Source organism: Klebsiella sp. K4, from assembly GCF_014596785.2.
Lineage (GTDB): Bacteria > Pseudomonadota > Gammaproteobacteria > Enterobacterales > Enterobacteriaceae > Klebsiella > Klebsiella pneumoniae.
Genome location: NZ_CP115021.1, coordinates 2,991,869 through 3,004,432 on the forward strand (window position 1 = coordinate 2,991,869; position 12,564 = coordinate 3,004,432).

Annotated in this window: 8 protein-coding genes; 7 read left to right on the forward strand and 1 reads right to left on the reverse strand. The window is 60.6% G+C overall.

Going from position 1 to position 12,564, the window contains the following annotated elements:
* Window positions 1-234 precede the first annotated feature (234 nt).
* Genes IB144_RS14900 through IB144_RS14930 form a run of 7 tightly spaced genes read left to right on the forward strand, consistent with a single transcriptional unit; the run spans window position 235 to window position 11,618 of the window.
* Complete coding sequence (locus tag IB144_RS14900) at window positions 235-2,052, forward strand: cellulose synthase catalytic subunit (RefSeq protein ID WP_019704221.1); 1,818 nt, start codon at window positions 235-237, stop codon at window positions 2,050-2,052.
* The gene (locus IB144_RS14905; protein WP_004183757.1) at window positions 2,049-3,380 is read left to right on the forward strand and encodes a DUF3131 domain-containing protein; all 1,332 of its coding nucleotides are present in this window, start codon (window positions 2,049-2,051) and stop codon (window positions 3,378-3,380) included. Before IB144_RS14900 ends, IB144_RS14905 begins: the two co-directional genes overlap by 4 nt.
* The gene (locus IB144_RS14910) at window positions 3,377-4,924 is read left to right on the forward strand and encodes a DUF3131 domain-containing protein (RefSeq protein ID WP_004183756.1); all 1,548 of its coding nucleotides are present in this window, start codon (window positions 3,377-3,379) and stop codon (window positions 4,922-4,924) included. Before IB144_RS14905 ends, IB144_RS14910 begins: the two co-directional genes overlap by 4 nt.
* Window positions 4,909-6,303 (forward strand): DUF3131 domain-containing protein, encoded by a 1,395-nt coding sequence (locus tag IB144_RS14915; protein ID WP_020324883.1) that lies wholly within the window; start codon window positions 4,909-4,911, stop codon window positions 6,301-6,303. Before IB144_RS14910 ends, IB144_RS14915 begins: the two co-directional genes overlap by 16 nt.
* Window positions 6,300-6,734, forward strand: coding sequence for a globin (locus IB144_RS14920; protein ID WP_019705453.1), 435 nt, complete (start codon window positions 6,300-6,302; stop codon window positions 6,732-6,734). Before IB144_RS14915 ends, IB144_RS14920 begins: the two co-directional genes overlap by 4 nt.
* Before the next feature lie 2 nt (window positions 6,735-6,736).
* The gene (locus IB144_RS14925; protein ID WP_046654337.1) at window positions 6,737-9,430 is read left to right on the forward strand and encodes a response regulator; all 2,694 of its coding nucleotides are present in this window, start codon (window positions 6,737-6,739) and stop codon (window positions 9,428-9,430) included.
* Window positions 9,420-11,618 carry a glycoside hydrolase family 2 TIM barrel-domain containing protein gene (locus IB144_RS14930; protein ID WP_149358953.1) on the forward strand — a complete coding sequence of 733 codons (2,199 nt, stop codon included), beginning with the start codon at window positions 9,420-9,422 and terminating at the stop codon, window positions 11,616-11,618. Before IB144_RS14925 ends, IB144_RS14930 begins: the two co-directional genes overlap by 11 nt.
* Window positions 11,619-11,642: 24 nt before the next feature.
* Here the strand turns inward: IB144_RS14930 and IB144_RS14935 are convergent, their stop codons facing one another.
* A complete protein-coding gene (locus tag IB144_RS14935) occupies window positions 11,643-12,512 on the reverse strand; it encodes an aldo/keto reductase (protein ID WP_004152141.1) in 870 nt (289 codons plus the stop codon).
* Between the last annotated feature and the right edge of the window lie 52 nt (window positions 12,513-12,564).

Consider the following 12,564-nt stretch of genomic DNA (forward strand, 5'->3'; position numbering starts at 1 on the left):
TTTAGATAGTGTAGAATGGGCTATCTTGCAATGTTCGTTTTATAAATTCCGCCGGCGTGTATCACACTATGTTAAGTCATCCCGGTGACTATCATTTCGCGCTGTTGAAATTTTTGCGCCACCATCTACACTCACTTTACTGTTATTTATAAGCCCCTGTGCGTTCTGCAGAACGCCCCCAATCGATAACAGACCTGTCATTCAAACCCAGCGCGGAATCAGGATATCCTTGCTATGGATTTTTATTTTTCCCGTTTTGAACATCGCCGACCGCCTGAACCGCTCAGCACCCCGCGCTGGGTGAGAATGATTTGGCAGGTATTAGCTGTGGCCGCCCTGGTGCTTGGTGCCAATTATATTTACTGGCGCTGGACCGCGTCCTTAAACACTGACGCCCTGTGGTATGCGATCCCTCTGGTGCTGGCGGAAACCCTGGCGTGGATTGGCACAGTTCTGTTCACCATTAATTTATGGCAGGAAAAAGATCCTCCGCCAGGGGTCCCCCCGACGGAGATCAACGACTGTCTGCGCGCGGATGAAGCGGTGGAGTCGAGGCCGATTAAAGTCGATCTGTTTATCGCCACCTATTCCGAAGACGTGGAGCTGGTCAGGCTGTCGATCCGTGACGCCATGCAGATGACCTATCCTGGTCCGCTCGATTATAAAGTGCATGTCCTTGACGACGGGCGTCGCCCGGAGATGAAGGCGGTCTGCGAGCAGGAGGGGGCGAACTATATCACCCGTCAGAGCAATATCGGCTACAAGGCCGGTAACCTGCGCAACGGGCTGGAACATACCGATGGCGACTTTCTGATCATCTGTGATGCCGATACCCGCGTTTTCCCGACCCTGCTGAGCCACACGCTCGGCTATTTTCGCGATCCGGACGTCGCCTGGGTGCAGACCCCACAATGGTTTTTCGATCTCCCGGAAGGAGAGGATCTGGCGAGCTGGCTGCGGCGTAAAGCAGGCGGTGCAGGCTATGGCGTGGGCTGGCTGGCGCAGAAAATCGTCGGTCCGGTGACCATTGGTCGCGATCCTTTTTTCAACGATCCGCGCATGTTTTACGACGTGATTTTACGGCGCCGCAACTGGGCTAACGCCGCGTTCTGCTGTGGCGCCGCCTCCGTTCACCGACGGGAAGCGGTGATGCAGGCGGCGCTGCGCAGCTACGTCTGGAGCGTTGACGCCGAAATCGCGCGTCATACGCGGGATATTCGTGACCCGGCAACGCGGGAAGCGCTGCAGGACGCCATGCGCCCCCACGTTGCCTTCGATACTGAACTGACGCCCTATAAGTTCCACGTCTCGGAAGATATTTATACCTCCATCCTGCTGCACGGCGACGCTGCCCGCCGCTGGCGCTCGGTAATGCACCCGCGGATTGAGTCGAAAATGCTCTCTCCGCAGGATATGCTGACGTGGATGATCCAGCGCTTTAAGTACGCCGCCGGATCGCTGGATATCCTGTTCCATGACAACATCTTCAACCGACGCCGCTTTAAACTCTCGCTGCCGCAAACGCTGATGTACGCGACCACCTTCTGGTCGTATCTGGCCTGCGTGTGGAACACCGTATTCCTGATCTCGCCTGTTATCTATCTCTTCACCGGCATTCCGCCGGTGTCGGCGTGGTCTACCCCTTTCTATCTGCACTTTTTACCCTTTTTTATTGTCTCCGAACTGGCCTTTATGTTCGGCACCTGGGGCATTTCTGCCTGGGACGGCCGGGCCTCTTACCTCTCCTTTTTCTCGATGAATCTGCGGGCGCTGGACACCGTTTTGCGCGGGGAGCAGATCAAATTTCACGTTACGCCGAAAGAGCGACAGACGGGCCGTTTTCTCTATCTCGTCAAGCCGCAAATTGCCATCGTTTTGCTCACCCTGACGGGGCTGATATGGGGCGGTATTCAGGTGGCGCGCGGTCAGGTTGACGACCCCTCCGGGTACGTCATCAACATTTTCTGGGGCGCGGTGAATATTGCCGCCATGCTGCCACTGATCTTCGCCGCCATGTGGACGCCCCCCGAAGAGCAGGAGGCGAGCCGATGAGGATCCGCGACGCCCTGCTATCCGCGCGCAGCTATCTCACTATCCTCATTGGCTTCCTGCTGGGTTTTGCGATTGTCGTGTGGGTGGAAAAACAAATGCCCGCGCGCGTCGAGAGCAGCGGCGGGATGACGTTGAGCCAGGATTTTCCGCCGCTCCCTCCCCCGCGCGAGCTGACCTTTGACGAGGCGATCTGGGCTCGGGTGGCCTGGCAGTATTATGTCAACAATACCCAGCCAAACGGCCTGGCCAACGCGCACGATGGCGAACCCTGGCTCAGCCTGTGGAGCGTCGGCAGCTATCTTTTCGCCGTGGTCGCCGCAGAGCAGCTGCATATTGTGACCGCCGCCGAAGGTGATGAGCGCATTGCCGCCGCCCTGTTTACCCTCGGTCAACTGCCCCTCAACGCCCAGGGATTGCCCGCCGCTCAGTACCATGCCGACACGCTGCAGATCCTCGGCAACCCGGACTCCTCCGCCATCGGTATGGGACGCCTGCTCACCGCCCTGCAAACCCTGCTCTGGCGCTATCCTCAGCACGCCGCCGCGGTGCGGGATCTGTTTAATCAGTGGCGGGTCGGCGCGCTCATCAGCAACAGCCCCGCCAGCCAGGCCGCGGCGCCGCTGCACCACTGGGCGCTGGCGGCGGATGAACCGCGGGACAGCTTTGGCTACCGGCTGTACGCCAGCCATACGCTGCGGTTGATCGACAGCGCGGCGGGGCTGGCGGTGACCAACCCGCCGCAGGGGCAGCAGATGATCGATATCGACGGCATCATGGTGCCCGACGAGGGGCTGCGCACGCCCTGGGGGCGGCAACCTTCGCTGATCAGCCTGCCGTACCTGCTCACCGGGCTTGAGCTGGGCTTTGACGCGCAGAGTGCGGAGATCGCCTGGCGCATCATGCAAATCCAGCAGCGCCGTCATAGCCTGAGGGTCAGCAAGCCGCCGATCAGCACCGACTACGCCGAGCCCGCGCCGGATTATGCCAGCGCGCTGGCGGACCGGCAGCCGCAGAGCGCCTTCGCCCCGCGCAGTGCCACCCCGGAGCAAACGGCGATCACCTCTACCCGCACCGCCTTTGCCTGGTACGCCCTGTTCCGCAATAGCTGGAGCGAAGCGCTTCGCCAGCAGGTCCAGACGCTGCAGGTCCCGGGCAAGGGCTGGCAGCGTGGGTTAAATCTCAACCGCAGCGTCAACGACGTTGTTGACGGCGATACCAACGCGATCGTGCTGGAAAGCCTGGCCTACATTTCCCGGGGGCAGATGCTGTGTCTGGCCTGCCTGAGCCCTACCCCTCTACCCTCGTCCTCAGCAGGAGCAACGCCATGAAGCTGACCTATTTTTCCCGTTTTCCTCTGCTGGCCGGACTCATGGCGCTGTGGCTCTCACTCTCCGGCGCGCAGGCCGCGACCGGTCTGCCGGCTGCGGAATACGCCCCGCGTAGCGGGGAGCTGACGCCGAGGGAGATGACTATCGCCAAAAATGCCTGGCAATATTTCGTCGCCAACTTTCAGCCCACCACCGGGCTGGTCAATGCGGTAAACAAATACCCCTCGACCACCATGTGGGACAGCGCCTCCTATCTGGCCGCCATGACCGCGGCCCGTGAGTTGGGGATTATTGATAAGGCGGAGTTCGACCGTCGGATGCTGAAGTTTCTCGCCACGTTGAATAAGCTCGATTTATTCCGTAACGAACTACCCAACAAAGCCTATAACACGATAAGCGGACAAAAGGTTAACTACCAGAACAAGCCGGGTGAAATCGGCTATTCGGCGCTGGATATCGGCAGAATGCTGATCTGGCTGAAGGTGATCAAGGAGCGCTATCCGGAATACAGCAACAGCATCGATAATGTGGTGCTGGGGTGGGATTTTAGCCATGTGGTCGATCCCTGCGGCACGCTGTACGGGGCGTATCTGGAAAACGGCCAGCCCAAATACGTTCAGGAAGGCCGTCTGGGATACGAGGAGTACGGCGCGGCGGGCTTTCAGCTGTGGGGATTTAACACCTGTCAGGCCAGCCGGCCGCAGCCCTACGAGCTGGCGGAGATTTACTGCGTGCTGGTCCCCTATGATTCGCGCGACCCACGGCAAACCAGCCAGCATAACTATGTGGTCAGTGAATCCTACGTGCTGTATGGCATGGAGTTTGGCTTTGATAACCCTGGTGACCGGAACAACAGCCCGCGCGAGTACTCCCATCCCTGGATGAAAAACTTCGCTGACCGGGTCTACCAGGCCCAGGAGAATCGCTACGCCATCACCGGGATCCTCACCGCCCGCTCCGAGCATCAGCTCGATAAATCCCCGTACTTTGTCTATGACACCGTGTTCAGCGACGGGTTTAACTGGAACACCATAACCGACAAAGGCCAGTTCGTACCGAATAGCGCCGCCGTGTCGCTCAAAGCGGCGATGGGGATGTGGGTGCTGTGGAACTCGCCCTATACCGATCGTCTGCTGGACGCCATTGAAAACGCGAACGAAGCGGGAAAAGGCTATTACGAGGGGTTGTATGAGAACGGCGACGGGCCAATCAATGAGTTTACCGCCAACAACAACGGCATCATGCTGGAAGCACTGCTATTTAAAAAGGAGGGAAAACTGCTGCAGTTTTCCAGCGACAACCCGAAAAACCGCGATTTCGCCCCGTCGCTGTGGGACAAGAAGCTGGTGGATCTCTTTGAACCCAATAACGGCCCGCGCAATCGCCCGTTCCTGAGCAACACCCCCGCCGTCAAAACATGGTGCGAGCAGACCGGGACCACGCAGCGCACCAAACCCGCCTGCCAGGCCTGCCAGTGTGCCGCCTGCAAGGCTGACGAGCCCGTTAAACTTCCGCCGGTGACCGCGCAATGCTTAAAACCATAGCCCGCTGGCTGGCCATCGCCGTCGTCCTTTTTCTTATCGCCCTGGCGCTGTTTTATCGCGAAGGCGCGGGGTGGCGCTGGCTGACCAAAGGCGGCTGGCACACCACTGCCCGCATCAGCAGCCTGACGCCGCAGGAGCGCTCGTGGGCGCAGATCGCCTGGCGGTACGTCGAGAACAATACCCAGCCGCAAACCGGCCTGGTCAACGGCAGCGACAAACAGCCCCGCGCAACGCTATGGCAGATGGGCGACACCCTTATCGCCCTGCTCGCCGCCAGAGAGCTGGGGTTGGTAAAGGAAGCGGAATTCGACGCCCGCCTGACGCCCCTGCTCGGCACCCTCAATCGCCTGACGCTGACCGACGGCGGTTCGCCGGGCAGGCTATACTCCACTCAGACGGCGACCCCTGTCGACTTCAGCGGCAAACCGGCGGCCAGCGGCTGGTCAGCAAAAGATATGGCCCGACTGATGCTCGCCCTGCGGCTCACCGCCGAACGCGCGCCGCAGTATGGTGAATACATTGATAAAATTATCCTGCGCTGGAACTTCTGTCCGGTTATCGATAAAGACGGAGAGCTGTGGTCCGCCTCACTGCAGAACGGCCAGCGGACGATCCGCGAGGAGCTTCGGCTGGGAGACAGTGAATACGCCGCCAGCGCGTTTCGCCTGTGGGGGTTCCCGGCCGGCAAGGCCTTCTCTCCCCCGACGCGCCATGTGATTATGTATCAGCGTCGCCTCGCCGTTGACGACCGCGACCCGCGAACCACCTGGCAACCCGTGGCGCTCTCCACTCTGCCCGCCATGCTACCGGGACTGGAGTTCGGCTGGCAGCCGCCCGGCGTGCCGGAAGAGGTACAAAAAGCCATGCGCGAACGGGCGGAAGGGATATGGCTCAGCCAGAAAACGCGCTGGACACAGGATAAAGTGCTAACCGCCCGGGCCGATTTTTCGCTTACCCAGGCGCCCTGGCACGTGGAAGATACCGTCTGGGGGAATGGCTACGCCTGGAATACGCTCGGGGACGACGGGAAGTACTACCCCCGGCTGGCGCAGGTGACCACCAAGGCGGTCTTTGTCCTGTGGACGCTGTGGGAAACCGAGTATACCGATGCGCTGATGGCGGTCACTACCCATCTTAACGACCCGCAGCGCGGCTGGTTTGAAGGGCGGGTCGAGGCCACCGGCGACGTCAACGCCACCCTCACCCTCTCCACTAACGCCATGGTGCTGGAGGCGCTGTTTTACAAACACAACGCCGGGCCGTTGTTCAAAAACGGCCTCGCGGATGACAACAGCTACTTTGCCCGCCGCGCGACGGACGAATTTAACCCGCCCCGCCGCTGCCTGCCGGGCGAACGGGTCATGAGGAGCGCACCATGAAGTTTTATCGCGATCTCTTTGAAGCCAGCCTGAATCGCGTCGTACCGGAGCGCGACAAACAGCGCTTCTTCCAGGCCTTCTACAGCACCTTTATCCATATGTCACCGGAAACCGAGCAGCACTTCTCCCAACGCTCCGGCGAGGCAGGCCAGCAGATGATCTTTAAAAGCTTTTTCGCCATGCTGGCGGTCAACGGCGACCTCTTCGTACCCGATTTTCTGGAACGGCTGGCGCGGGCGCAGAGCGAGGAAGGCCTGCGCCTGCCGCCGCGTTTTTTTGCGCTGTGGCGAGAAGCCATGCTCAAAACCGTCCGCGCCAGCGATCCGCTGTGCGATGAAGAGATCCTCACTGCATGGGCAATGGCGATCGCCCCCGGGCTTGAGTATCTGCGCCGCCAGGCGGAGCTCCACTATCAGACCGCAGGTCACTGATCATGCATGCCGCTAACCGTGCCGACCTCAACGTCCTGCCTTCGGCGGTGATGATCTACGATGAGCGCGAACGACTGCAGGCCTGGAATGATAAGGTGGCGCTGTTTTATCCAACGATCGCGCCCTGGCTCGCCGTCGGCGCTTCTCTTGAGAGCCTGGCGGAGAAGTTTATCGATGCCGGTTATAACATTGACCCTGGCCGGCAACAGACGCTACGCGAGACGATTATCCGCAACTGCCGCCAGGCGAACCATTGCGAAGTCCGCCAGTCGGGCAACCGCCGGATTTACGTTCAGCATCAGCGGCTGGCGGATGGTGGAATTGTCAGTCTGCATACCGACATCACCGAGCTTGACGAGGCCCGACGCGCACGTCACCAGCTTCACGACGATTTTTTATTCACTGCGGAGTCGATCCAGATCGGCATCTGGGACTGGCAGGTCTCCCACGACAACCTGCAGGTGAATGACACCCTGCTGGCGATGGTCGGCCAGTCGCGGGCACAGTGGCGCTATCCGCTGCGTTTTATGCTCAATCTGGTCCACGAGGACGATCGCGCTACCCTGCAGCAGGCGATGATCGCCTCGCAAAACGAGCATATGCCGGTTTTTGAATGTGAACTTCGCGTCCAGCACCCGACGCAGGGCTGGCGCTGGATGCTGCTCTCCGGGCAGATTGTCACCCTCAATATGCAGCAGCAGGCAGAGCGGGTGATCGGCACGTTGCAGGATATTACCCGGCGCAAAGCCGCAGAGCTGCTGGCCATTGAGGCGGCGAAGGAGGCCCGCGAGGCGAACGAAGCGAAAAGCGCCTTCCTCGCCAATATGAGCCACGAAATCCGCACCCCGATGAACGGCATTCTCGGCATGACGCAGCTGTGCCTCGACACGCCGCTGACCGCGGAGCAGCGGGAGTACCTTTCGCTGGTGATGAGTTCAGCCCAGTCGCTGCTGCACATTATTAACGACATTCTTGATTTCTCACGCATTGAGTCGGGCAAGATGCAGGTGGACGAAGAGCCGCTGGAGATCCGCCCCTTTATCCAGTCGCTGATCCGCCCGCATATGCCCGCCGCCAGCGAAAAGGGTATTGAGCTGCTGGTGGATATCTACCCTGCGGTACCGGAGGTGCTGATCGTCGATGGCCCCCGGCTGCGGCAAATCCTGACTAACCTGTTGGGTAATGCGCTGAAGTTCACTCATCAGGGGGAAGTTCTGCTGGCAATAGCGCCGGCCGACGACGAAAGCCGCTGGCGCTTTCGCATTCGCGATACCGGGATTGGCATCGCCCCGGAAAAGCAAAAGGCAATCTTCGAAGCCTTCAGCCAGGCCGATAGCTCCACCACCCGCCGCTACGGCGGCACCGGGCTGGGATTAACCATTTCGGCCCGCCTGGTCAGCCTGATGGGCGGTGAGCTGACGGTGGAGAGCCAGCCCGGGACGGGCAGTGAATTTGCCTTCACCCTGCCGCTGGCAGGTCTGCACGCCGCCGTCTCCGCTAACGCCCCGCCGGGCCGCTTCAACAATGAGCGGGTGCTGGTGGTTGACGACAACAGCACCAACCTGCGCCTGCTCGACACCATGCTTCGCCAGATGGGACTGATACCGATCTGCGTGGACAACGCCAGCGAGGCGTTACGTCGGGCCGCCGAAGGGCCGCCCTGGCCGCTGATCCTGCTGGATGCACAGATGCCGGATATGGACGGCGTATCCCTGGCGCTGGAGCTTTCCGCCCTGCCTGAAGCCCGGCAAAGCCAGATTATTATGCTCAGCTCCATGAGCCGCCATTTTGACGCCAATATGCTTAAGCGCATCGGTATCGCCCACTATCTGCATAAACCGGTGGCGCAGCGCGAACTGCATCAGGTTATCGCCGGTATTCTCCTTCCCACGCCGGTGGTGGCGACAGCGCCAGCCCCCGTTGCGGAACCGGTCAGGGACCAGACCGGGCTGCATATCCTGCTGGCTGAGGACAACCTGGTTAATCAAAAGGTCGCCAGACGGCTGCTGGAGCAGTTGGGTCACCGCTGCGAGGTGGTGAGCAACGGCCGGGAGGCGCTGGAGCGCTGGCGCGCAGCCTGCTGGGATCTCCTGCTGATCGATCTGCAAATGCCGGAGATGGACGGTGAAACCGCCATCCGTCTGCTGCGCGAAGAGACGCCGGCGCTGGGCAGGCAACATCAGCCCGCGATGGCCATGACCGCCCATGCCATGCAGGGCGATAGAGAGCGCTGTCTGGCGATGGGCTTCGACGGCTATATCGCCAAACCAGTGAGTCTTGAGGCGCTACGGGAAGCCATCGCCCGCGTCGGCGCAGCGGAAGATAGCGGTTTGGAGGAAGAGAAAGGCCTGCCGGACGAGGCCCACCTGCTAAAACAGTGCGCCGACGATCCTGAGCTGGTCGAGGAGCTGCTGGGACTCTTCGCTGAAGGGCTTGACGCCGCAACGTCGGCCCTTACCCACGCCATTGACGCCAATGACCGGGAGACGCTGCGCCGTACCGCCCACAAGCTGCGCGGCGAGGCGGTCACCCTCGGCTTTCAACGCCTTGCCGGGGTGCTCCAGCAGCTGGAGAGCCAGGCGACGTCGCCCGACCGGACCGTCCCAGATGACCTGCGCGACGCGCTGGCCGAGGCAACCACAGGCTGCCACCGGTGGCTACATCGCAGATCGCAGGAGGTTCCCCGTGCTCCATAGACGCCTTCTGCTGCTGGTGGTTTGTCTGCCGCTGGCGCACGCCGGTTCTGCGCCGGTGACCTGGTCACTGGCCGGACAATGGCGGGTGCATGACGCCAACGACAGCGCCTTCGCCGGCGCGCAGGCTTCGGACGGCGACTGGCGCACGCTGCGGGTACCGGCAAACTGGTACAGCGCCGGATACGATCATCAGGGCGCCCTGTGGTATCGCCATCAATTTACCCTGCATGGCCTGACGCCGGACGCCATGGCTACGCTGGTGTTTGACGGCGTCGATTACTTTGCCGAGGTGGCGCTCAACGGCAAGACGCTGACCCGGCACGAAGGCTATTTTCAGCGCTTCCCGGTGGACATCACCGGGGCCGTTCGCCGCCATAATCAGCTCGCCGTGCGGGTCGACAGCCCCTATGAAGACCCGCAAAAGATCTGGCCACTGCACAAGACGCTGATGAAAGGGATCCTCAATCAGCACGATACCCGTCCGGGCGGCGCCTGGTCGGTTCAGGGGCAGGATGCCAACTCCGGGGGGATCTGGGCGCCGGTGAGGCTCCATCTGAGCCGCGGCGTCACCATCGACGAGGTGATCCTGCGCCCGGACTGGCAACAGGGGCTGGAGCAGCCCATGCTGCGTGCCGAAATCCGCTATCGGGCTGTGACGCCCGGCCCCGTCACGCTACGCCTGACGGCTACCCCGGACAATTTTTCCGGCCCACGTTTTCACCAGGCCTTCGCGGTCACTCTGGAGAAAACCGCAGGCGTCCTGCACGTCTCGCTGCCCATGCCGTCCGCGAAGCTCTGGTGGCCCATGGGCGCAGGCAAGCCGAACCTCTACCGGGTGCGCGCCACCCTAACGGATGACCGGGGGATGATGGATACCGCCGTCACCCGCACCGGATTACGTAAGGTGGAAGCGCTGGCGGACAATCAGGGCTGGCGCATCAACGACAGACGGCTGTTCATTAAGGGCAGCAACTATATTGGCTCCCCATGGCTAAGCACCATGACGCGGAAAAAGTACCGTCGGGATTTCAGGCTTGTCACGGCGATGAACGCCAACGCCATCCGCGTTCACGGCCACGTGGCGGGCCGCGCGCTGTATGAGGTGGCTGATGAGATGGGACTGATGATCTGGCAGGATGTCCCCCTGCAATGGGGTTACGATGACAGCGCCGCCTTCGCCGAGAACGCTGTGCGCCAGACCCAGACGATGATGGACCAGTTCGGCAATTCGCCGGCGATTATTGTCTGGGGCGGCCACAACGAGCCGCCGTGGAACTCGCCGTGGATGGAAAAACGCTTCCCCGACTGGCGTAAAACCTTAAATCAGACCCTGACGCAGCGGGTGGGCGATGCGCTTGCGGAAGATACCTCCCGCATCGTGCATCGCTTTTCCGCTGTCGAAGAGCACTACTGGGCAGGCTGGTATTTCGGCACCCTGCGCGACCTGCTCGCCCCGGCGAAAACCGGGATTATTACCGAGTTTGGCGCCCAGGCGCTGCCCCGGCTCTCCACCCTGAAGACCATTATCCCGGCCCGTCTGCTGTGGCCGAAAACCACCGCTGCCGACGACCCCGGCTGGGTGCGATGGAAGTACCATAATTTTCAGCCTTTCCAGACCTTTAAATTTGCCGGTATTCCACGAGGCAACAATATTCAGGAGATGATTGAAAACACCCAAGCATATCAGGCCCGGCTGGTGGCGCTGGCGGCGGAGAGCTATCGCCGCCAGCGTTATCAGCCGGTGACCGCCCTGTTCCACTTTATGTTTGTCGAGACATGGCCCTCCATCAACTGGGGGGTGGTAGATTATCTGCGCCAGCCGAAGGCCGGTTACTATGCCCTGCAGCGCGCCTATCAGCCGATCCTGCCGTCCATCGAGCCGGTGACCGCCAGATGGCGTCAGGGAAGCCCGGCGACGGTGCGCCTGTGGGCGATTAACGATACCTGGGCAGCCTGCGAGGATTGCCGCCTGACCTGGCAGGTCAGGCAAAATGGCCAGATGCTCGCTCAGGGAGAAACCTCGCTGACCCTGCCGCCCGACGCTGGCCAAATGGTCAGGGAGTTGACCGTCACCCCCGCCGGCCCGCAGCCCGTGACGATCGTCTACCGCATTGACAACCGTCGCGGCAAACACGTGGGTGCTAACCAGCATACCGAGCCCGTCGCCGCGGCGCAGGCGGGGAGATGAAGATGGAGCCAATCGGTGCCGCGGTCAGTCGTGGATTTTCACCCCCAGACATCCGCGAACGAACTCAGGGTTGAAGTGTTTTACCGCTTCGCCAACATAGCCTAAATCCAGGGCGCTGATTTGCGCCATTTCGTTATCTGTTAATACGAAATCCCAGATAGCAAAATTTTCTTCAATGCGCTCCTGGCGAGTGGATTTAGGGATCACCGTGACGCCACGCTGCACGTTCCAGCGCAGAACAACCTGCGCAATGGTTTTCTGGTGCGCATCGGCGATCCCCCGAAGCAATGCATCTTGATACGGATTATGTCTGCCACCGCCTAACGGCGCCCACGCTTCAGGCTGAACGTGATAATGCTTCATGGCTTCCAGCGCCGCGGGCTGCGCGAAATAAGGATGCAGTTCAACCTGGTTCACCATTGGTTTAATTCTGACAGTTTCGCAGAAGTTAGCTAACACATGGGGGTAAAAATTGGAGACGCCGATCGCTTTCAGGGTACCGGCCTCATAGGCCTCTTCCAGCGCACGCCAGGCGCTGAAATAATCGCCCATCGCCTGATGTAGCAAATAAAGATCAAAGTATTCCAGGCCCGATTTTTTTAATGACGCGGCAATCCCGGCTTTCGCCATCCCGGTGTTGGCCATGTCCTGGACCCACAGTTTGGAGGTAATAAACAGCGCCTCGCGGGTACACAGACCTTCGGCGATGGCTTCGCGCACGGCCTCACCCACCGCATCTTCATTATCGTAGACGGCAGCGGTATCGATGAGGCGATAACCGGTGCGAATGGCGTTCAACACCGCCTGCTTACACTCCGCTTTATCGGTCACCTTGAAAACGCCGAAACCCAGCATCGGCATTTTGCGAGCGTTACTTAATACTGAATATTCCACGGTGAAGCTCCCCTCTTGTTAAAACACCATGGTAAGACAGGAACGCGGTCAC

Bases quoted from the DNA above. Each gene is read 5' to 3' on its own strand.
- IB144_RS14900 (WP_019704221.1), top strand. From the start codon at position 235: ATGGATTTTTATTTTTCCCGTTTTGAACATCGCCGACCGCCTGAACCG.
- IB144_RS14905 (WP_004183757.1), top strand. From the start codon at position 2,049: ATGAGGATCCGCGACGCCCTGCTATCCGCGCGCAGCTATCTCACTATC.
- IB144_RS14910 (WP_004183756.1), top strand. From the start codon at position 3,377: ATGAAGCTGACCTATTTTTCCCGTTTTCCTCTGCTGGCCGGACTCATG.
- IB144_RS14915 (WP_020324883.1), top strand. From the start codon at position 4,909: ATGCTTAAAACCATAGCCCGCTGGCTGGCCATCGCCGTCGTCCTTTTT.
- IB144_RS14920 (WP_019705453.1), top strand. From the start codon at position 6,300: ATGAAGTTTTATCGCGATCTCTTTGAAGCCAGCCTGAATCGCGTCGTA.
- IB144_RS14925 (WP_046654337.1), top strand. From the start codon at position 6,737: ATGCATGCCGCTAACCGTGCCGACCTCAACGTCCTGCCTTCGGCGGTG.